General features: G+C 61.2%; 17 protein-coding genes. 8 read left to right on the top strand and 9 right to left on the bottom strand.

What is annotated here, in order from left to right:
* Nucleotides 1-5: 5 nt before the first annotated feature.
* Nucleotides 6-920 carry a LysR family transcriptional regulator gene (locus C8E00_RS05575; protein ID WP_133695489.1) on the bottom strand — a complete coding sequence of 305 codons (915 nt, stop codon included), beginning with the start codon at nt 918-920 and terminating at the stop codon, nt 6-8.
* Nucleotides 921-1,070: 150 nt separating this feature from the next.
* Between C8E00_RS05575 and metE the strand changes: the two genes are divergently transcribed.
* From metE to C8E00_RS05560, 3 genes are all read left to right on the top strand, one after another.
* On the top strand, nt 1,071-3,356 hold the full coding sequence (gene metE, locus C8E00_RS05570; RefSeq protein WP_133695486.1) for a 5-methyltetrahydropteroyltriglutamate--homocysteine S-methyltransferase: 2,286 nt from the start codon (nt 1,071-1,073) through the stop codon (nt 3,354-3,356).
* Nucleotides 3,357-3,547: 191 nt separating this feature from the next.
* Complete coding sequence (locus C8E00_RS05565; protein ID WP_133695484.1) at nt 3,548-4,336, top strand: C-type lysozyme, inhibitor; 789 nt, start codon at nt 3,548-3,550, stop codon at nt 4,334-4,336.
* A gap of 154 nt (nt 4,337-4,490) precedes the next feature.
* Entirely contained in the window at nt 4,491-5,105 is a 615-nt protein-coding gene (locus tag C8E00_RS05560) for an FMN-dependent NADH-azoreductase (RefSeq protein WP_133695481.1), read from the top strand.
* Between the two features lie 64 nt (nt 5,106-5,169).
* Here the strand turns inward: C8E00_RS05560 and C8E00_RS05555 are convergent, their stop codons facing one another.
* Together C8E00_RS05555 and C8E00_RS05550 are read right to left on the bottom strand one after the other, a co-directional pair.
* Nucleotides 5,170-6,243 (bottom strand): metal-dependent hydrolase, encoded by a 1,074-nt coding sequence (locus C8E00_RS05555; protein ID WP_133695479.1) that lies wholly within the window; start codon nt 6,241-6,243, stop codon nt 5,170-5,172.
* 44 nt (nt 6,244-6,287) lie between these two features.
* Nucleotides 6,288-6,827, bottom strand: a complete 540-nt coding sequence (locus C8E00_RS05550; protein ID WP_133695476.1) for a DNA-3-methyladenine glycosylase I — start codon at nt 6,825-6,827, stop codon at nt 6,288-6,290.
* A 113-nt stretch (nt 6,828-6,940) separates the two neighbouring features.
* Between C8E00_RS05550 and C8E00_RS05545 the strand changes: the two genes are divergently transcribed.
* A complete protein-coding gene (locus C8E00_RS05545) occupies nt 6,941-7,381 on the top strand; it encodes a VOC family protein (RefSeq protein WP_133695474.1) in 441 nt (146 codons plus the stop codon).
* A 92-nt stretch (nt 7,382-7,473) separates the two neighbouring features.
* Nucleotides 7,474-8,169, top strand: coding sequence for a uracil-DNA glycosylase family protein (locus C8E00_RS05540; protein WP_243833118.1), 696 nt, complete (start codon nt 7,474-7,476; stop codon nt 8,167-8,169).
* Nucleotides 8,170-8,192: 23 nt separating this feature from the next.
* Here C8E00_RS05540 and C8E00_RS05535 read toward each other — a convergent pair whose 3' ends face one another.
* Complete coding sequence (locus C8E00_RS05535; RefSeq protein WP_208291884.1) at nt 8,193-8,597, bottom strand: DoxX family protein; 405 nt, start codon at nt 8,595-8,597, stop codon at nt 8,193-8,195.
* A gap of 421 nt (nt 8,598-9,018) precedes the next feature.
* On the opposite strand from C8E00_RS05535, the gene C8E00_RS05530 reads away from it, so the two are divergent.
* Complete coding sequence (locus C8E00_RS05530) at nt 9,019-10,023, top strand: GGDEF domain-containing protein (RefSeq protein ID WP_166638259.1); 1,005 nt, start codon at nt 9,019-9,021, stop codon at nt 10,021-10,023.
* Nucleotides 10,024-10,263: 240 nt separating this feature from the next.
* A complete protein-coding gene (locus C8E00_RS05525) occupies nt 10,264-11,445 on the top strand; it encodes a GGDEF domain-containing protein (RefSeq protein WP_166638258.1) in 1,182 nt (393 codons plus the stop codon).
* Here the strand turns inward: C8E00_RS05525 and C8E00_RS05520 are convergent.
* The 5 genes from C8E00_RS05520 to C8E00_RS05500 all read right to left on the bottom strand — a co-directional run bounded on the left by C8E00_RS05520 (nt 11,435) and on the right by C8E00_RS05500 (nt 17,582).
* Nucleotides 11,435-12,460, bottom strand: a complete 1,026-nt coding sequence (locus C8E00_RS05520) for a tRNA dihydrouridine synthase (protein ID WP_243833117.1) — start codon at nt 12,458-12,460, stop codon at nt 11,435-11,437. The two genes, C8E00_RS05525 and C8E00_RS05520, sit on opposite strands and share 11 nt — an antisense overlap.
* A 120-nt stretch (nt 12,461-12,580) precedes the next feature.
* Nucleotides 12,581-13,201, bottom strand: coding sequence for an IMPACT family protein (locus C8E00_RS05515; RefSeq protein WP_133695467.1), 621 nt, complete (start codon nt 13,199-13,201; stop codon nt 12,581-12,583).
* Complete coding sequence (locus C8E00_RS05510) at nt 13,201-13,674, bottom strand: LexA family protein (protein ID WP_133695465.1); 474 nt, start codon at nt 13,672-13,674, stop codon at nt 13,201-13,203. The genes C8E00_RS05515 and C8E00_RS05510 overlap by 1 nt, the downstream gene beginning before the upstream one ends.
* A gap of 117 nt (nt 13,675-13,791) precedes the next feature.
* Entirely contained in the window at nt 13,792-16,131 is a 2,340-nt protein-coding gene (locus C8E00_RS05505; protein WP_133695463.1) for a GGDEF domain-containing protein, read from the bottom strand.
* Nucleotides 16,128-17,582 carry an ATPase domain-containing protein gene (locus C8E00_RS05500; RefSeq protein WP_208291883.1) on the bottom strand — a complete coding sequence of 485 codons (1,455 nt, stop codon included), beginning with the start codon at nt 17,580-17,582 and terminating at the stop codon, nt 16,128-16,130. Before C8E00_RS05500 ends, C8E00_RS05505 begins: the two co-directional genes overlap by 4 nt.
* A gap of 386 nt (nt 17,583-17,968) precedes the next feature.
* Between C8E00_RS05500 and smc the strand changes: the two genes are divergently transcribed.
* Nucleotides 17,969-21,463, top strand: a complete 3,495-nt coding sequence (gene smc / locus C8E00_RS05495; RefSeq protein WP_133695461.1) for a chromosome segregation protein SMC — start codon at nt 17,969-17,971, stop codon at nt 21,461-21,463.
* Nucleotides 21,464-21,605 lie beyond the last annotated feature (142 nt).

Raw genomic sequence — 21,605 nt, 5'->3', positions numbered from 1 at the left:
CGTGTCTATGCCGGTTTGATGCCTTCCAGCACTGCAAAGGATGTCTCGCGTGCGGTGCGCAGGAAGTCCTCCATCCACGGCGCGTCACGACTCTCTTCGCGAATGGCCGCGAACAGCGTGCTCCATACCCCTTGCTCGCCGAGATGCAGCGCGCGCACATAGCCGCGTTCCAGGTACTCGGTGAGCGCCCAGTTGGGCAGGGCACAGACGCCTCGCCCGCTGGCGACCAATTGCATCATCATGATCGTCAACTCGGCGGTGCGCACCTCGGCCGGTGCATGACCCGCCGGCGTCAGGAACTGAGTGAAGACATCCAGGCGCGTGTGTTCCACCGGGTAGGTGATCAGCGTTTCGCGCGCCAGTTCCTCGGGCGTCACCCAGTCGCGTCGTGCCAGCGAATGCTGCTTGCCCACCGCGAGCAGCCCTTCATAGCGGAACAGAGGCTCGTAATGGATGCCGGCCAAGGGCTGGGGGTCGGCGGTAATCACCAGATCCAGCGATTCCCGAGCCAATGACGGCAAGGCATCGAAGCTGTAACCGCTGGGGATATCGACCTCGACTTCCGGCCAGTGATCGCGAAAGTGATCGATGGTCGGCATCAACCACTGAAAGCAGCTATGGCATTCGATGGCCATGTGCAAACGCCCTTGTTCATGGCCGGCCAGACGTGCCAGGTCGCGTTCCGCCATGCGAATCTGCGGCAGGATCTGTTCGGCCAGCGCGAGCAGGCGTTCGCCCGCCCGGGTGAAGGTGACCGGACGTGTCTTGCGCTGAAAAAGGGGCGTCTCCAAGCGCTCCTCGAGATCCTTGATCTGATGCGAGAGTGCCGATTGGGTGAGGTGCACGCGTTCGGCAGCCTCGACGAGCGAGCCGGCGTCACGTAGTGCGATCAAAGTGCGGAGATGGCGAAGCTCGATCATGGTGTATGAGGGCCGTTCATTTTAATGATTAGTTAATTTAGTTTGATTCACGCACTACTGCCAGCGAGACTGCCCGCCAGCACATCACGGCATCGCGACGCCGTGAATGTAAAGGCACGTATTCTAGCCGCATACTGCAAGGAGAACACGATGGCGCTGGCACACATTCTGGGCTATCCGCGCATTGGCGCTAACCGTGAGTTGAAAAAGGCCGTCGAGGCCTATTGGAAAGGCGATATCGACCAGGCCTCGCTAGAGCAATGCGGCAAGGCGTTGCGTGCCGCACACTGGCAAGCCAGTCGCGATGCAGGACTCGATCTCGTCACCGTGGGCGATTTCGCGTTCTATGACCAGGTGCTCAACGTCAGCGCGTTGGTGGGGGCGGTGCCGCCGCGTTTCGGGGCCGTCGAGGGCGACGTCGACCTGGATACGACGTTCCGCATGGCACGTGGCCGGGCGCCTACCGGCGAGCCGGCGGCGGCTTGCGAGATGACCAAGTATTTCGACACCAACTATCATTATCTGGTCCCTGAGCTGCATACCGGGCAACGTTTTCGGATAGCCTCTACGCGATTGTTCGACGAGGTCGCCGAAGCCCAGGCCGAAGGACACCCGGTCAAGGTGGCTCTGATGGGGCCGGTGAGCTGGTTGTGGCTGGCCAAGGAAAAAAGCGAGGGCCTCGACCGTCTGACCCTGCTCGATGCGTTGTTGCCGGTGTATGGCGAGATCCTCGAGCGTCTGGCCGCGCAGGGCGTGGCATGGGTGCAGCTCGACGAGCCGGCGCTGGTACAGGATTTGCCCCGTGACTGGCGTCAGGCCTTCGAGGCTGCCTACAACAAGTTGCAATCCGCGCGGGTCAAGCTTCTGGTGGCCACCTATTTCGGCGCCCTGGGTGACAACCTGGGCCTGGCCGTCGGCTTGCCGGTCGCCGGGCTGCATATCGATACGGTACGCGGACCCGAACAGCTCGACGCCGTTCTCGACCGTCTGCCTACCTACAAGGTGCTGTCCCTCGGCGCCATCGATGGACGTAACATCTGGCGCGCCGACTTGGCGGCACTGCGCGAGCGCTTGCAAGTCGCTCGTGCGCGTCTCGGTGAGCGTCTATGGATCTCGGCGTCCTGCTCGTTGCTGCACGTGCCGGTGGATCTCGAGGCGGAAACCGACCTCGATGCCGAACTCAAGAGTTGGCTGGCCTTCGCACGCCAGAAGCTCGATGAAATCGTCACCTTGGCACACCTGCTCGACGGGCGTGCCACTGCCGAGGAAACGGCACGCCTGGATGCCGCCACGCAAGCGCTGGAGGCGCGCCGCCATTCCCCACGCATCCACAAGCCCGCCGTGGGCGAGCGTCTGGCGGGCATCTCCGCCGCCGATGCCGAACGCACGAGCCCTTACGCTGCACGTGCCAAGGCGCAGCACCGTCACCTGGATCTGCCGCTGTTTCCGACCACCACCATCGGTTCGTTCCCGCAGACGCAGGACATCCGGGCCGCGCGCCGCGCCTTCAAGAATGGCGAGCTGAGCCGGGATGCCTACGAGACCCGCATGCGTGAGGAGATTGTCCATGCCGTCGAGCGCCAGCAAGCCCTGGAGATCGACGTGCCGGTCCACGGCGAACCCGAACGTAACGATATGGTCGAGTATTTCGGCGAACTGCTCGATGGCTTTGCCTTCACACGTTTCGGCTGGGTGCAGAGTTACGGCTCGCGCTGCGTGAAACCGCCGGTGATCTTCGGCGATGTAAGCCGTCCCGGACCGATGACGGTGCGCTGGAGCGAGTACGCGCAATCGCTGACCGACAAGCCCATGAAGGGCATGCTCACCGGGCCGGTGACGATCCTGCAGTGGTCCTTCGTGCGCGATGATCAACCACGCGATGCCACCTGCCGGCAGATTGCCTTGTCCCTGCGTGACGAAGTCGCGGATCTCGAGGCGGCGGGCATCAAGATCATCCAGATCGACGAGCCGGCACTGCGTGAAGGCCTGCCGCTGCGGCAGGGTGAATGGCAGCGCTACCTCGACTGGGCAGTGGAAAGCTTCAAGCTGAGTGCGGCGGTGGCCCGCGACGAGACGCAGATCCACACCCACATGTGCTACTCGGAGTTCAACGACATCATCGCAGCGATCGCGGCGCTGGATGCCGATGTGATCACCATCGAGACGTCGCGTTCGGACATGGAGCTGCTCGACGCCTTCCAAGACTTCGCCTACCCCAACGAGATCGGCCCTGGCGTGTATGACATCCACTCCCCGAACATTCCCGAGGTGGACTGGATGGTGCAACTGATGGAAAAAGCCGCCGAGAAGATTCCCGCCGAACGGCTCTGGGTCAACCCGGACTGCGGCCTGAAGACGCGTGGCTGGGCGGAAGTCGAGCCGGCGCTGGCCAACATGGTCGATGCGGCCAAGGAACTGCGTCGCCGCTACGCATAAGGCTGTTGCGTCGATGCCATGAACGCGCCGTCGAGCCAATGCTCGGCGGCGCGTTTCTCATGGAAGGGCGTTTCTCTCGGCATGAGGGCTGTTATGCTATCGGCCGTCATTGATTGAACGATATCGCATGGAACAGGGCTCACGTTGACGTGGGGTCGTGTTCTGGCCAGCAAGGCGCAAGGAGAAGCTGAATGTTCCCCAAGGTATCTCGGCGTGCATGGCACGTCTTGTCGGGTTTGGTATGCATGGCCGTGCTGGGTGGTTGCGCGAGCTCCGATGGCCCACCCCAGGTACGCGATGTGTCGGGCGATAGCCTCACTACGCCGCCGCGTCTTGAAGCACCGGATGCAACCTCCAGCGAGCCTGAATCGCCATTGCTGCCGAGTGCCTTCTTTGCCGACGGTGCGGAGGCATTCGTATCTTGGCGTTGCACACCGGCACAGGATCTCATTTCGGCCTCGCCCGGAGATAACCTGCGGTTGTGGTCGGGGCAGGGGTACTACGCGCTCGAACGTAGCGTTGTCGCCGAGGGCAAGCGTTACCGCAAGGGGACTCTGACGTTTGCGCAGCAGGGCGATGAAGCGCACGTCGAAAGCGACAACGGCCAACTGGCATGCCAGCAAGAGGCCCGTCGCGAGGCGACCACGCGCGCGCAAGCTCCGAATGTCATCTTCAAGGGACAGGGCAATGAACCGGGCTGGACGCTCGCACTCGCCCGGAAGGCACCGCGACTCACCCTGGTGACGCAGTATGGCGAGCAGCAGCGTACGCTGGATTATCGGGTCACCCAGCTCGAGAACGGCCATCAGGCGTCCATGACGCTCGAGGCCGGTGATGCCGGCTCGCCGATAATCATCGAGCTCGAGGCGCGCGCCTGTTTCGACAGCATGAGCGGCAAGCCATACCCCGTTCGCGTGCGTGTGGAGGAGGATGGCCGAACGCTGTTGGGCTGTGGCCAGGGCGTGGAGCGCAGCCATTGAAAGCGGCGTGACCGAGGCGACGATCAGGAAGATGCGTGATCATTCGTTTTTGTAGAACGATGTATGGGTTTTTTTGCGTTTTTCTTTTCAAAAAGGGCAACGAATAATACCCCTATTCGCAGCATATGCCCTGATTCAATGAGAGGAATTTCGCATGGCCGTTCGCAATATTTTGTTGGTGACCGCTTCCATCCTCGGCGAGCATGGTCAGTCACGCGCGCTGGCGACGCATTTCAAGGCGCAGCTCGGTGCGCGCGACGATATTCAACTCACCGAGCGTGATGTCGTCGCGCTCGACCTGCCGCATCTCGATGGTGCCGAAATGGCGAGCTGGATGACCGAGCCCGCCGCGCGTGATGCGGTCCAACGGGAGTTGGCGGCGCGCTCCGACACGCTGATCGAGGAACTCCTGGCGCACGATCTCATCGTGCTGGCGGTGCCGCTTTATAACCTGGGTATCCCGAGTCAGCTCAAGGCCTGGTTCGATCGTGTACTGCGTGCCGGCAAGACGTTCAAGTATACGGAGAACGGCCCGGTGGGGTTGGTCGAGGGCAAGCGTGCACTGGTACTGGCGGCACGTGGCGGCCAGTATGCCGGCACCGCGATGGATACCCAGACCGGCCACGTCAGCAGTCTGCTGGGCTTGATCGGCATTCGCGACATCGACTGGATCTATGCCGAAGGTCTGAACATGGGCGAAGCGGTACGAGACCAGGCCATGGGCGAAGCGCGTGAGGCGGTGACGAATTACACGGTGGAACGCCTCTGAGCCCGCGGCATGATAGTAGCGAAACCACGCCGAGGGCGGCTCATGATGAGCCGCCTTCTTTGTGTCAGGGCGGGGTTCTCGGGACGAGGCACTGCGCCTGGCGGTCTTCCAGCGATAGGCAGGTGCTGGCTTGCGGTTCGAACAGGCGCTGGAAGAGTGAGACGAAGGCGGTCCTGTCGGGACGTGCGCCGGCGACACGTTCGCTGTCGATGGGATACCAATCATCGCCGCGGCGCTCGGCCAGGGTGAAGTTGAACATGTGGTAGCCCGGAGTGCCCAGCCGCAGGTCGGTGGCGATCAGCTTGGCGGTGCCCTGGCGTTCCTCGGTGCGATAGCGCAGGAAAGGCCCGGCAAACCATTGCAGGCGTTGCCCGGCCGCCGTGGCGAGTGCCGTGTCTTCCCATTCGGCCCCCCGCGGCAGTTGGGTCAGTGCCAGCGGTGTCTGGCCGTCGAAGAGGCTCACGACCCCCTCGTAATAGGTGCCATCCTCGACCACCGTGACGCGCCACAGCAGGGTGTTGAACGGTGTCGGCTGAACCAGGCGCGGGGCCTCGTCGAGTCCCAGACTGGCGAGACTCGGGGCGATGCGTGCGGTGATCGTGTTCTGTGCGGCGACCGCGAAGGTCAGATAAAAGCAGGCGAGCGTCAGCCCCCAGCCCAACAGGCGTGGCGAATCGCCCTTGATCAGGGCCGCGACGATGCCTACCAGCAACGGCAGCGTGAAAAGCGGGTCGATGATGAAGATGCTGTGCCAGCTCACCGGGGGCGTGGCCAATGGCCACCAGAGCTGGGTGCCATAGGTAGTGAAGGCGTCCAGCAGGGGGTGCGTCAGCAGGCAGCCGCCGAACAGCAACCCCCAGCGCAGCGTACCGATGGGCGGCGTGACGCGTCGCCAGCGTTCTCCCGCCCTGGCCAGCAAGGTCAGCGACAATGCCAACGCCGCCAGTATGAACAGCGAATGGCTGAAACCGCGATGATAGGTATAGTCCGCCACGGCATCGCCATAATCGATGACCACATCGAGATCGGGTAGCGTGCCGAGTGCGGCGCCGGCGATGATCGCCTTGCGGCCGAGGCGGCGGCCCAGCACGGTGCCGCCGATGGCGGCGCCGAGGCAGGCCTGCGTCAGTGAATCCATGCGCTATGATCTCCCTTGACGGCAGCGTGTTTCCGGGGGGGCATTCATTCGGCGGTCAGCCACGGCGGCCGTTGTGCGCGTACCCGTTGTTGAATCGGACAGTCCTCGCGATGTGCCCCGGGCAGGTAGCCGGTACTCATCAAGAACTCGTTGACGATCTCCGGGCCGGTGAAACGGAAGGTCCGTTTGAAAAGCCGCACCCACTCGTCCAGCGAACGTGGATGATGCGCATCGAGCCAGGCGGCGAAGCTACCGTGAGATTCCTGCAAGGCGAGCACCACGTTGGCATTGTGAATCGCCGCGTCGATCTTGCGTCGATTGCGGATGATACCTGCATCGGCGAGTAGACGCGCCCTTTGTGTCTCGTCGTAGGCGGCGACGCGTGTCACGACGAAATCATCGAACGCCGCCGAGAACGCCTCGCGCTTCTTGAGCACCGTCAGCCAGGAAAGGCCCGCCTGGTTGATTTCCAGGATCAGGCGCTCGAACAACCGATCATCGTCGCGCACGGGAAACCCGTATTCGTGGTCATGATACGGGCCGTGGAACGGGTGGTCGGGAGCATGGTCGCAATACGTCGTCATCGAGGGCCTCGCGAAAGCATGAACAAAGCGATCCGGCGGTCCAACGTTCGCGGTGATCGCCGGGCTGGTTTACCATTGACGTTTAGCCTGCATAACATCAGAGGGAGATTACCATGCAGTACCTGCATACGATGGTGCGTGTCGCCGATCTCGACGCGTCGCTGCATTTCTATTGCGACCTGCTGGGCCTCAAGGAGGTTCGCCGCAAGGAGAACGAAAAGGGCCGCTTCACGCTGGTGTTCCTCGCCGCGCCCGACGACGAGCAGCGCTCGCAAGAGCTGAAGGCTCCCGAGCTGGAGCTCACCTACAACTGGGACCCCGAGACCTACACGGGCGGACGCAACTTCGGCCACCTGGCATATCGTGTCGATGACATCTACGCCCTGTGCCAATACCTGATGGACAATGGCGTGACCATCAACCGCCCGCCGCGTGATGGCCACATGGCCTTCGTCCGCTCGCCGGACGGCATCTCCGTGGAACTGCTGCAAAAAGGTGATGCGCTGCCCGCCCAAGAGCCCTGGGCATCGATGGAAAACACCGGTAGCTGGTAAGCCGTCCCATGTTGCGCCCCGTTCCCGCGGTGGGCGGGGCGCGACTACCGTGGGTGGCTGAATGCCACCTTGAGCTGGAAAGGATGCCAAGCATGTCACAAGACGTGACCCTCACCCCGACGCTGCGCGATGTATTTCGCCGTGAAGCCGACGCGCTCGAGGGCGTGGATCTCGACGTGTATCGCGCGCATGGCCGCGATCCGCGAGAGCCGATCATCGGCCTGGGCCCACGCAATGCGCCGCTCGGTTTTTTCGGGCGCGACCCCGGGCGCCGTGAAGTCGAATATGGTGCGCCCTTCGTGGGCAGCGGTGGCCAGAAAGTGCGTGCCGGGCTACATGAACATCTGCACGGGGAGACACTGCCCGATTTCCAGGCATCGCTCGACGTGGGGCGGCAGTATTTCTGGGCCAATACCGTGCCCTACAAGCCGCTCGGCAACAAGGCGTGGTCGATGGCGGTCAAGAAGCGCTTTCAGCCCTTGATGGCGGAACTTTTGATCGCACACTGGCAAGGCCGCACCCTGATTACCCTGGGGCGGGAGGCGTTTTTGTGGTTCGCCATTGCTCAGCCACGCGACATCAAACGCGAACTCGAGGCCTTCTGGGCCCGCGAGGACCGTTTCGAGGCGGTGCATACGACGCCGCTCTTCCTGCCTGACGGGCGCGGAGGTGAGTTTCGCCTGGCGCCGTTGCCGCACCCTTCGCCACTCAATCAAACCTGGTTCAAGCGCTTTCCGGCACTGCTGGCCGCGCGCCTGGCCGCTCTGGAGGGGGCATCCGAGTCCTGACGGAGCAGGCCGAAGACGGCGACTCAGTCGGGATGCATCGCCAAGCGTCCACTGCCCATGAACATGATCGCCAGGGCGCCGCACAGGAACATGCCCTGCAACTCCAGCGTCCAGCCGCCTTGCGCATCGAGTGTCAGCAACGCGTCGTGATGGACGAGTATAAACGCCACCAACATGTTGCCGGCCATCAGCAGGCCGCCGATGCGCGCTTGCCATCCCACGATGGCCATCAACGGCGCGACGATCTCGCCGATGAGTACTCCATACGCGAGGAAGACCGGGACGCCCATGGCGTCGAGCATGTTACCGATGCTCGTGATGCTGGCGGGAGACAAGAGCTTGTCGATGCCATGCAGCAGGATCAGCCCACCCACGGCCAGGCGTAGAATCAGTTTTCCCAGGTCGTCATGATGCAGCAAGCGTTGCATGGAGGTCGGCATCCTTCGGCATTAAGAACCGGCGTCTAGCCGGGCCAAGTATGTGAACTCTCGCATTTTCACTCGCTGCTCACCAGTCATGCCATTGCTTAACATTTATTTACGTTTCGTTCGCACTTTAGCGTGTATTGGCTAAGCTTTCTTCGACATACCGCTGGAAGCGGACCCTGGTACAGGCGTTGGCACCGAGACTGGCGGATAAGGCCGCTATAGGCCGGAGACACATATAACGATCCTTGCCCTGACAATTTGCAACGGCAGCGGAGGCGGGGACATTGCGTTGCGATTTACGCGACGGTGCGCGGGAAGAAAGGGACTCAAGATGACTTCAAGAGCCTTGCAGCGGCTCTGGACATGGTCGTGTGATACCCCGCCAGGGTTACCATTGGAGCGACGACGCGGTTACCAGGCAATGGCGCAGATCTTCTGGATTGCCAGCCTTGGACATGTCGTGTTTGCCGGCATTCTGGTGGCGATGCAGATCCCGGCAATGATCGTCCTGAGCGTCGTTTGCATCCTGGCCAACCTGGTGGCACTGGTCTTGCATCGGCGTTTGCAACTGAAGCAGGCGATGACCGTCAAGATGGCGGTCACGCTGCTGATGTTGTCGATAGGCATATGGTGGGTCGGCCCCGACGCCGGTTTCGAATATTATTTCTTCCTGTTGCTTTGTGAAATCCTGATCAGCGACCTGAGCGTGCGCTACAAGGTTGGCATGAGCGTTGCGATCGGTAGCGTCGCCTTGATGGCGATCATGCTGCCCTCCTATGGCATTCCATGGGTAACGCGCGATGCGAGCGTGTCTCGTGCACTGCAGGTCATCAATCTGATGATGGTCTTCCTGGTCCTGGGGGGCATCATGTGGCGACTGCATGCGATCACCGAACGCTGCGAACACCATTTCCGGCGTGATGCCACTCACGACTATCTCACCAAGGTGCCTAATCGGCGCGCCATCTTCCACGAAGCCGACATGCTCTGGCATCAACAGCGCCACTTCACGCTGCTGCTGCTCGATGCCGACCATTTCAAGCAAGTCAACGATACCTATGGCCATACGGTAGGCGACGAGGTCTTGCGCCATTTGGCGTATATAGTGCGCGGTGCTTTGCGCGAAGAAGACCGCCTCGGGCGGGTGGGGGGCGAGGAATTCCTGATCGTGTTTCCCGACAGTACCCGGGATGAAGCGTTAACGGTAGCATCGCGTATTCGCCGATGCCTTGAGGAGCAGCCGTGTTGTCTGGAAACGCTGACCCTGCCGGTGACATTCTCCATGGGGCTGGCTGCCTCCGACGAAGTCGCCTCCGTGCAGGAACTGATCGCCCTGGCCGATCGTCGCCTGTATCGCGCCAAGTCCGCCGGGCGCGATCAATTGGTCATGAGCGATCTGGAAATCGTAGGACCGGCGACGTTGTGAGATGTTCGGAAATCTCGTGTGGGGCCGTGTCATCTAAGGCGGATACCCTAGCGCAGAGAAGCGATCACATGGCATTTTGCTTATTTCGCGTTTGACGAATTTCATGCTGCGAAGCGGCTAAATTCATACACGAATCGTCCTTTCGATGCGCCGAGTACGGCTAACCTTGCTTAAGAGTCGATACAGGGCAAGGCCCGTCGCATGACGTGGCCTAACGCGATACAAAGGAATTCGTTCATCATGCCGTTACGTACCTATTTCCCGTGGGCAGGGCGAGGCACAGCGTTGCCTCCGTATTGCCCCTTGCCGCCGGAGTCCCGGCGCTATTTCGATACCTTCGCCCAACTGTACGGCATGGCGTTGGTGGCCTATATCGGTTTGATGTTGCCGTTGTTCGTCTGGCTGGGGCATCCCGGGCCGATATTGATCGTCCTGTTCAGCGTATTGATGACGTGCGGCGCGCGCGGACTGCACCACCGGGGGCACATGGCGTGGGGCGCGATCTTGCTTTGGGGCATGATGCTGGTGCTCATCGTCGAGGCCATCCGTCTTTACGGCACGGGTGTCGGCTTCGAATTCTACGTGGGGCTGGCGCTGTTGGTACTGCACACCAGTGCGATCCCGCGTAGCTACAAAATCGTGTTGTCGCTGTTGCTGCTGGGCGTGATCGGCGCATTGTTGATGCATATGCATCAGGGGGCGCCCTGGGTTGCGCTATCTCCGGCAGTGGCGACAGGGCTGTTGTGGGCCAATCTGGCGCTGACGGGGGGGTTGATCGGTAGCGTGCTGATGGGGTTCGAAGGCGTGACCGAACGGCTCGAGCGTGCCTATCGCCGCGAAGCCTTGCACGATATGCTGACCGGGGCCCTCAATCGGCGGGCAATCCTCGCCATTGCCGAACGCTGGCGGTGTGCCAAGCGACCTTTCGCCCTGGTGTTGCTGGATGTCGATCACTTCAAGCGGTTCAACGATCTGCATGGGCATGCCACGGGAGACGCGGCGCTCTGCCACTTGGTGAACTGCCTGCGCCAAGGACTGCGCGACGGCGATGTATTAGGGCGTTACGGCGGCGAAGAGTTCTTGTTGTTGCTTCCGGGGACGTCGCGTAGCGACGCCATGGCAGTCGCCGAACGCGTCGCGCTCGTCGTACGCGACCAGCCTCTGATGCTACCCGACAAATCGCTCGGCATGACCATCAGTCAAGGCATCGCGATTCACGACGAAGCAGCGACGCTCAGAGAACTGCTGGAATTGGCCGATCAGCGGCTATATGCCGCCAAGCGCGGGGGGCGTGATCGCGTCATGGCCTGGGAAATCTTCGATACGCTATCCCCCGTGCCGTCCCGGTATGTCGTCGAAGGCGCCGAGGCGTGTCCATTCGAATTGCCTCGGCGACATGACGATTCAGTGATCAAGGCGTGACCGTCTCGCGCGACGGTGATTGGGATGTCGCCGGGGCGTGTGCTTTCGAGGGCTCAAGCCCGGCAAGAAAATCCACCAGCTCGGTCCGTCGACGCAACGCAGCGAAACGCTGTGCTGCCTCGGCATCACGCCCACGCATTTGGTTGAGCCACTGCTTGAGCAGTGCGACCACGATCTTTTCCGGCAGGTGCATGCGCATGCGCCTGGCATAGGCCGTCAGCATGTCGGCGCGTGCTACCCAGGGAGTCTCCGGCAGGTGCTCGCCGGTGCATTGCCAACGCTTGATACGGCGTGCAAGCCAAGGGTCGGCGAGCATGCCGCGTCCCAGCATCACGTCCGTGCAGCCCGAGAGCGTGCGGGCCTTCCAGTAATCTTGCAGTGTCCAGATATCGCCGTTGGCAATGACTGGAATCGACAGCCGCGCCTGAATTTTGCCGATCCATTCCCAATGCGCGGGCGGTCGATAGCCTTCGCGGCGGGTGCGGGCATGCACGACCAGGTGTGCCGCGCCTCCGGCTTCGGCGGCCTCGGCGCAGGCGAGTGCCACTTGCTTGTCGTCAAATCCCAGGCGGATCTTGGCGGTCACGGCGATGCCCAAGGGCGCCAGCGCCTCGGCAACGGCGCGCACGACGGTATTCACGCGCTCGGGGTCGCGCAGCAGTGAGGCGCCGCCATCGTGACGGTTGACGGTCTTGGCCGGGCAGCCAAAGTTGAGATCGACCTGACGCGCGCCGAGTGCCTGGGCGCGGACCGCGTTGGCCGCCAAGGCGCCGGGATCGGAACCGAGAAGCTGTAGATGTACCGGCGTGCCGTGCGAGGTCGCACAAGCGTGGTGTTCGAGTTCGGGGCAGTGACGCAGGAATACGCGCGCCGGGAGGCGTGCGTCGACCACGCGCACGAATTCGGTCACCGTCCAGTCGAGTGCGCCGTCGGCGCTCAACAAGTCGCGCGTGACGACGTCGATCACGCCTTCCATCGGTGCCAGGCCGATACGTCCGTTGGCCACTTGCGTCATGTCGTCGCCATCACCTTGGGTGTCATTGCCAGATCCCCTGAATCGAGCAGGGCATTATGTCATTACTGCCGGACGATAAGGAAAACGCCTGTTGCCATGGAAGAAGGAGGGACCCATCGATCACGAGGCATCGAGCCGGGTCAGTCGCCCCTTGAGGCGCGAGGTCAGCTCGCTCAGATCGTGGTTGCGTTCGCGCGGCCAGGCGATGTCGAGCGTCACGCCGTCGGCACCGTAATCGGCGCTCTCGATGAGGGCATCCTGCAAGGCGAGCCACTCCCGGGCGATGGCTTCGCCGGCGAAATCGACGCGTACTCGCAACGGCCGGCGTTCTATGAAGGGGCGCCGGGGCAGGCCCTCGAGTGCCTGGACGACCGCCTGCGTATAGGCGCGAACCAAACCGCCGGTACCGAGCTTGGTGCCGCCGAAGTAACGAATCACCACGCAGCCGACCTGCCCCAGCCCCGACCCTTCCAATGCTTGATACATGGGGCGCCCGGCAGTGCCGCCGGGTTCGCCATCGTCGGAAAAACCGATGGCGTTCTGCTCACCCGGCGCACCGGCGATATAGGCCGTGCAGTGATGGCTGGCATTGGGATGAGCCGCACGCGCTTGTGCCAGCAATGCGTCGAAACTGGCAATATCGGGGATGAACGCCGTCCAGGTAATGAAGCGGCTTTTCTCGATCTCTATCTCATGGTAACGATGCTCGCCGGCCGCGAGGTCGGGAATCGGGTAACGCATCAGTGGCTCGTGGCGGCGTGGCGCATCACGCCCATCACCAGACCCAGTACTTGCACATCGTCGTTCTTGAGATAGATGGGCGGCATGTCATCGTTGGCAGGTTGCAGGCGCACGCCGGATTTCTCGATGAACAATCGCTTGAGCGTGACCTCCTGGTTGTTGATCAGCACCACGGCAGTTTCGCCGTTCTCGGCGGACTCGAAACGCTCGATGATGATGATGTCGCCATCGAAGATATTGCTGTCGACCATCGAGTCGCCTCGCACGCGCAAGGCATAGGTATTGCGTCGCACCATGCGCGACGGCACATGAATGGCCTCGTCATCGGGGCAGGCCTCCATGGGCAGTCCGGCGGCCACCACGCCCAGTAAGGGAATCTCGACGAAATCGGTGGCGTCGATCTCTTCCCAGGCGGCGTCCGACAGTGGCAGGTTCGGCAGGCGCTGCAGGTAGTGCGGCGTAACGTGCGACATGACCCTCTCCCTCGGATGATCCCCGGGCATCATAGCAAGGCGGGGCGAGGCGGCAAATCCCGCCGACACCTTGAACTGGAGTGATACTTCTGTGGTTCAGCCTGTGGTATCCGGCGTTCAAGGCGGATCCTGAGATGACACCAGGTCCGATACATCATTGGACGTGTTGGCCATCGCCAATCGCTCGAATGACTGCGCCGAGATGGGAGGGCTGAACCAGAACCCCTGGCCCCAGGTCTTGCCCGTTGAGGTCTCGATCAATAGCTGGCGCTGCTGATCGGTTTCGATGCCTTCAGCGATGGTGTGAAGATTGAGGCTGCTTGCCATCTGCTGAATGGTTGAAACGAGAGCACCACTTTTGCTGCCGGGCCGGCTCAGTTCGTGGACAAAACTGCGATCAATTTTCAGAGTCTGGATCGAGAGGTGTTGCAAACGACTCAGCGACGAATAGCCAGTACCGAAGTCGTCGATGGCGATCTGAAACCCCTGGTCGTGCAGCGCCTTGAGCAAAGCTGCCGTTTCTATCGGATCTTCCATGAGCGCATTTTCAGTGACTTCCAGATGTATCCAAGACGGGGCGATGTAGGGGGTCACCAGATCGGCAAAGTGTTTAGCATCGCCATTGGGGTAAAGCTGATTGATACTGAGATTGACCGCCATGCTGAGATATAAGCCTTGACGGTGCCAGTCACGCAACTGGGAAGCGGCCGTTTCCAGCACCCAGTCTCCCACAGGCTTGATCAGCCCTAGTTCTTCCACCAGTGGCATGAATACGCTTGGCGCCAGGACCTCTCCATCTTCTTGCGGCCAACGGATTAGCGCTTCCGCAGCGACGATGCGGCATGTATCGAGTTCAAATACCGGTTGGTAATAGAGTTCGAATTGCTTATGCTCCAACGCTTGGTGCAGCTGGGTTTCCATGGAGAAACGCTGCTGGCGATTGTTAGCCAGGTTGTTCGAAAACAGATAACTTTGTCCACCTCCCCGGCGCTTCGCCTCATACATGGCTTTGTCAGCGTTCTCGATCAGAAGGATGGGGGCACGGCCATGCTCGGGAACCAGACTGATACCCACGCTCGCACTCAAACGATGGGTATAGCCGCCCGCTGTCAGAGGTTCGCTCAAGTGGGCGATAATCCTGCTGGCGAGACGATGAGCCGTGTCGACAATGGTCGCAGGATCCCGTGGGGCGCCATCCCGGGGCGTACCGTCCATCACGACGAGAAATTCGTCGCCGCCCTGGCGGACCACGAGATCAGAGTCGCGTACTGCCGCTTGCAGGCGCTGGCCAAGTTGTCGTAGCACCTCGTCACCCACTTCATGGCCCAGGCCGTCGTTGATCAGCTTGAAGCCATCCAGGTCGATGAACAGGACGGCGTAATGGGCTTCTTGTGTCTTCAAAGCTGTCAGAATGCCGTTCAGATAGTCGATCAGGTGTCGTCGGTTGGGTAACCCGGTTAACTCATCCGTGTAAGCGAGGTAATGGATTTCGGCGGCTTGCTGTTCTCTTACAGTATGAGTACGTAACGAGTCCAGGCCGAACACGAGATTGGCGGCAAGACGTTCCAGCAACTGGCGTTCGCTGTGGTCAAAACGACCAGTTCGGCTCGAGTAGATGGCCAGGCAGCCTGCAGGCTCGGTTTCTGTATTCAAAGGCAACACGATGGCTGCAGTGAGCTGGTGAGCCTTGGCGATCTCACGCAACTGCGGTGACGATAAGGTATCGCCAATATCATTGACGATATGAGGTGTGTGGGCGCGAATGCTTTGGGAGACCATATCGAAGCAAGCGGCTTTCTGGACCATGGCCTGCTTCAGGTCGGGAATGAGTTCATGGGCCCGGCCGGCCCAGGTGCAGATATCCAGCGCGGAGTCGCCCTCGGTGCCTTGGAACCCAATCCAAGCCAAATTGTAGCCTTCTTCATCAACAATGGTTTGACACAGATCCTTGATCAACTCGCTCTCGGATTTTGAACGCACCACGATACTGTCGCAGGCACTAAGAGTTCGCAGAGCACTGACCACGCCCACCAGTTGTCGTCTGGCGTCGTCCTGCTTTCTCGCGAGAGTACGCAGGCGCAGCAGGTTGTAAATTCGGGCTTGCAGCTCCTCTCGAGTGGTGGGAATACGCAGAATGTCATCGACATTCTTGCCCAGTTCCTGGGTGGCGTGAGGATGGGGGCTTCCTCGGCTTTCGTCCACCAGCAAGACCGGTAGAACCATGGGGTTGGCGTTCCGCCGCAATTCACGGACCAACTTGTGATGGTGCCGCAAGCAAGCGACATCCAGTACCACCAGATCTACCTCTTGAGTATGGCGGTCATGGCTGTCGAAGAAGCCATGGTCGAGTTGAAACGTTTGGCCCAGCAACCTCTCTAGCAATTCCCCATTGAAGGGGTTTGCCAGCGCCACCGCGATGCGTGAAGGCGCTTGAGGGGGACCGGTAGAGGCCATCATGTGATGTTCTCTGAGCGGGTAGTGACTTCGGGAATACCGCCCAAGATGCCTCGCAGTCCGTGCAGTGGCTGACCGACTTTCAGTCCTGCAGGGGTCATGTCGAATTCGCGAAGCGTTTTCTCGAAGCCACCGGCACGTTTCTTCAACACACCGATCGATTTCCTCATCTCGCCGTCCAGCTCTAGGTAACGGAGCATGACGATATTGTCGGCAAGGTAACTCAGCCCGTCTTCGGTCACTTTGGCCTGCTCTCCAGTGATCGAGAAGACTTCGTTGACCAGTAGCACCGTGACGCCCATGTTGACCAGATAGCGGCACAGGGCATGAACGCGTTGCCGAAGATCGTCACCGCGCACCGATTGCTGATAACCGGAGAGACTATCGATCATCACCATGGTGGTACCACGTTCTTCAATCTCGATGCGTACCCGCGTGGCAAAGCTGTCCGGGCTGTAATGCAGTGGTTCGACTGCTTCAAAACTCAGGTGGCCCGTGGCGATCATTTCCTCCACGGGCAGGTTGACTTGTCGGCACCGGGCGAAGAATGTGGAAGCGCCTTCGTCAAAAGAGTAGATCACCGAGCGTTCTTGGCGCTTGGCGGCCTCACTCATCAATTGAGCACCGAGAGTGGTTTTGCCTACGCCGGTGGGTCCTGACAGCAGCGTTATTGTGCCTCGCTCAAGCCCCCCATGAGTGAGAGCATCGAATTCCGGCAGACCAGAGCTTAGTGGAGTGTGTTCCACCTGGCGGCCATGGTGGCTTGGAACCAGGCGCGGATACAGCGTTATACCGCCGTCGCCCAGACTGAAATCGTGCGGACCACTGGCAAATGCAGTGCCACGTAGCTTCGTCACTTGGCAATGTCGCCCGCTGGCAGTCTGTTCCAGCGTTATGACACCGTCGCTAAGGAATAGGAGAGAATCATCACTATCATCGCCTGGCCCTTGCTCCGAGGTGAACAAGACCGTTGCGCCTTCAGCCGTGAGCTTTCGTAGCAGGGACATGACCTGTTTGCGAAACAGGAATGTGTCGGCCGAGAGATAGCGCATCTGACTGAGAGAGTCGATCAATATGCGTTGCGGTTGATGCTTCTGAACATAGTCCAGAATACTGTCGTACAGGCTATTGCCTTCCACGTCCCAGCTTGTCAGCAAGGTGTAAGTGTCGCCGGATTCCTCTTGTCCTGGTGAAAGGTCCAGCACATCCACGCTCTCCATCGCTAGCCCGCTGCGCTTGGCGTTGTCGCGTAGCTGCTGTTCGGATTCGCCAAGGGTGACAAAAAGGCTGCCCGGGTGCGGTCCGTTGATCAGGAAGTGCAAGCCAAGCGTGGTTTTGCCGGAGCCAGGCCCGCCGCGTATCAGGTAAGTGCGCCGGGGAACTAGCCCACCCTGAAGAATTTCATCGAAGCCAAGGATGCCAGTGCGAATTCGTTTCTCGACCATAGGGGGCATAGCGCTCTCCTGTGTTGCAAGTCTCTGAGTTACTACCGGCAATTTGCACTACAGAAGGTAACTTTCCCTGATACACATCTTTCGCATGGCGCCGTCTGGTTGGTGTACGCGCTATGAGTACGACTCGAAATAGCGAAGAGCATTATTTTCTGAATCTTTCCCTGACGCTGAATTGTAAGTTTGGGTATCAGTCAATGTAAAACTTTGTGTTGTCGGGTGGCCGCGACCGTAGTGTGAATGAACTGCGGACCGGCAAGGGGAGGAGCAGACCACTGGAATCGTGGGCAATGGGTCTTGGGCCACGCCCGCGCCTCGGATAGACTGCGGGCTTTCATGCATGGCTCGAGCCTCGGGCCGCGATTCACCCTCAGGAACTTCGGCAGCGCATGCGCCTCACGTCCATCAAGCTGGTCGGCTTCAAGTCGTTCGTCGATGCGGTCAATGTGCCGTTCGCCGGCAACATGACCGCCATCGTCGGCCCCAATGGCTGCGGCAAATCGAACATCATCGATGCCGTGCGCTGGGTGATGGGTGAATCTTCCGCCAAGACGCTGCGCGGCGAGTCGATGACCGATGTCATCTTCAATGGCTCCACCGGGCGCTCACCGGTGGGACAGGCCTCCATCGAACTGGTCTTCGACAACAGCGATGGCACCATGGGCGGCGCCTATGCCCAGTACGCCGAGATCTCCGTCAAGCGTCAGGTCACCCGCGACAGCCAGTCCAATTACTTTTTCAATGGTCAGAAATGTCGCCGCCGCGATATTTCCGATCTCTTCCTGGGCACGGGGCTGGGGCCGCGCTCCTACGCCATCATCGGCCAGGGCATGATCTCGCGGCTGGTCGAGGCGCGCCCTGAAGAGCTGCGCTCGACCCTGGAGGAAGCGGCGGGCGTTTCCAAGTACAAGGAACGCCGTCGCGAAACCGAGAATCGCCTGCGCCGCACCCAGGAGAACCTCGACCGTCTCGACGATATTCGCGAAGAGCTCGATAAGCAGCTCGAGCGCCTGAAGCGTCAAGCCGATGCCGCGCGACGCTACCAGACCCTGAAGAACGAGGAGCACCGACTCAAGGGCGAGCTGGCGCTGCTGCGAGCACGGGCGTTTCGGACCCAGCAGCATACCCAGGAGCAGCACGTCCGCGAGCTGGAAAATCAGGTCGAGCAAGAAATTCTCGGCCAGCGCCAGTGCGAACGTCGTTTGGAAGAATCGCGGCTGGCGCACGATGAGATCGCCGCCGAGCTGGAAACCCATCAGGCCCGCTTCTATGAAACCGGTGCCGAGATAGCGCGCATCGAGCAGTCCATCGAGCATGCGCGTTCGCGCGATCAACAACTGGCGCAGGATATCGAGGAGGCGCGCCGCGAGCTGCGCGAACTCGAACAGTTGGGGGCTCAGGACGACGAGCGTCGTGCGGCCCTGGACGAACGCCTGGACAGCATCGCGCCCGAGCTCGAAGAGGCTCAGGAAACGCTGGAGATGCTTCAGGAGTCGCTGGACGCCGCTGACGAAGAAGCCACCACCGCGCAACAAGAGTGGGAGCGTTTCAACGAAAGTGACCGCAATGTGGCGCACGGCGCGGAGCGCGCCCAGGACGACGTGCGTCGCCTCGAAAACGCCATCGCCGAACTCGACGGTCAGATAGAGAAGCGCCGTCAGCAACGCCAGGAGCTGCCCGATGTCGAGGCGTTGCATGGTGAGCGCGGTGAACTGCGTGAGCAACTCGAGGCGCTGGATCTCGATCAGGAAGCGCTGGAAAGCCAGCGCGAGCACCTGCAGCGACAGCGCGAGGATGCCCAGGCACGTCTCGACGACGCGGCTGCCCAACGTGACACCCAACGCTCGCAACTCAGCCGCCTGCAGGGCGAACTGGCGTCGGTGGAGGCCTTGCTCGATGCCGCCCTGACCGATGACGATGCCACCCTGGAGTCGCATCTCGAGCGCCATGGCCTGGCCGAGGCACCGCGCCTGGCCGAGCGACTGGAGGTCGCTGCGCCCTGGGAGACGGTCGTGGCCTGGGCCCTGGCCCCTTGGCTAAAGGCACGCCTCGCGACGTCATCCGCCATGGTCGATATCGCCGCCGACGCGCCACCTGCTGAACTGGCCTTGCTGGGGGGCGATGACGTGGCGTCGGTTGCCGGCACCTTGGGAGAACACGTCGCAGGTGCCGGGGCGCTGGGCGCCTGGCTCAATGGCATTCACTGCGCCGTCGATGAAACTGCCGCCCGGACGATGCAGGCGCGCCTGGCAGCGGGCGAGAGTGTGATCACCCCTGACGGACTGTGGCTGGGACGGGATTGGGTGCGTCGGCGCGGCGCCTCGGCATCCGAGGATGGCGTGCTGGTCCAGCGCCGTCGACGCGAGACGCTGCAGGCCGATATCGCGGCGCTCGAGGCATCGCTCGAGCGCCTCGAGGAAACCTTGCAGACCGCGCGTGAAGCCGTGGAGCATGCGGCGGCGGACCTTGAATCGCTGCGTCTTCAGGAGCGCGACCTTGGGCAGCGTCGTCAGCAGTTGGCGTCGCGCGAGGCCGGTTTGGCGAGCCGTCTGGAGCAGCTCGACGCGCGTGCCCGCGAACTCGATGACGATGTGGCGCAGCTCGTCGAACGCCATGCCGAGCGACGCCTGGAGCTCGAGGAAACGCGTGAACGCTGGCAAGCGGCGATGAGTGAGGTAGACGCCAACAGCCAGACGCGCGAGGCACTCGAGCAACAACGTCGTGAGGCGCGTGAAAAAGCCCAGTCACTTCGTCAGCAGGTGGCGCCTGCGCGGGAACGTCAGCAACATCTGGCGATGGAGCGTCAGCGTTTGGAGACGGAGCGCACGGGGCTCGATCAGCAGCATGCACGTGCGCGCGATCAGCGTGAGCGTCTGGCCGAAAAGCTCGCCATGCTCGAAGAGCAGCGCGCGACCCTGCGTGAGCCGCAAGAGGAAACGCGCGAACGACTCGACGAATTGCTCGACCGGCGCAGTCGCGAGGAAGCGACGCTCAACGCTTCGCGCGATCGCGCCCACCAACTGGCCGAAGCGTTACGCGACACCGAAGCCAAGCGCCAGGAACACGAACGCAATCTCGATGGTCTACGCGGCAAGCTCGAAGAAGCGCGCATGCAGGTGCAGGCGCTGACACTGAAAGCCGATACGCAGGATTCACACCTCGAAGAACTCGGGCACGATGTCGACGCGTTGCGCGACGGGCTCGATCCCAACGCCACCGAATCGGCCTGGCAGACCCGGCTCGACGAGCTCGGCGATAAGATCCGTCGCCTCGGCGCCATCAACCTGGCGGCCATCGAGGAATACGACCAGCAGGCCGAGCGCCGCGATTATCTCGAAGCCCAGCATGCCGAATTGAGCGAAGCCATCGAGACCCTGGAAAAGGCGATTCGGCGCATCGATCAGGAAACGCGGACGCGTTTCAAGCAGACTTTCGATCAGGTCAATGCCGGCTTCGGCGAACTTTTTCCCAAGGTCTTCGGCGGCGGGGCCGCATGGTTGACGCTAACCGGCGACGATTTGCTGGAGACAGGGGTGGCGATCATGGCGCGCCCGCCGGGCAAGAAAAACACCACCATTCATCTCCTGTCGGGGGGAGAAAAAGCCCTGACGGCATTGTCGCTGGTATTTGCTATCTTTCAGCTCAACCCGGCACCATTCTGTATGCTGGACGAAGTCGATGCACCGTTGGATGATGCCAACGTGGGACGTTACGCCAAGCTGGTGAAGGAAATGTCCGAGAGTGTCCAGTTCATTTACATCACGCATAACAAGATTGCCATGGAAGCGGCCGAACGATTGATGGGCGTGACCATGCAGGAAGCCGGTGTCTCCCGGCTGGTATCGGTGGGAATCGACGAGGCGGCGACCCTGGCGGACGCATGAACGACTTGCAGAAAATCGCCAAAAGGGTTACCAACACTAATGTGTGAGCCTTGGCAGGGATATTGAAGGGTGATTGCTCTGAGCTAAGGGACCTACTTGACATTCAAAAAAAGTGGCCCTTTTTTTGTTAATCGCGCTATGC

This window comes from Chromohalobacter marismortui (assembly GCF_004364315.1).
In the GTDB taxonomy this organism is placed as follows: Bacteria; Pseudomonadota; Gammaproteobacteria; order Pseudomonadales; family Halomonadaceae; genus Chromohalobacter; species Chromohalobacter marismortui.
The sequence above is the reverse complement of the archived record's forward strand: the minus strand, read 5'-3'. Positions and strand labels throughout refer to the sequence as shown.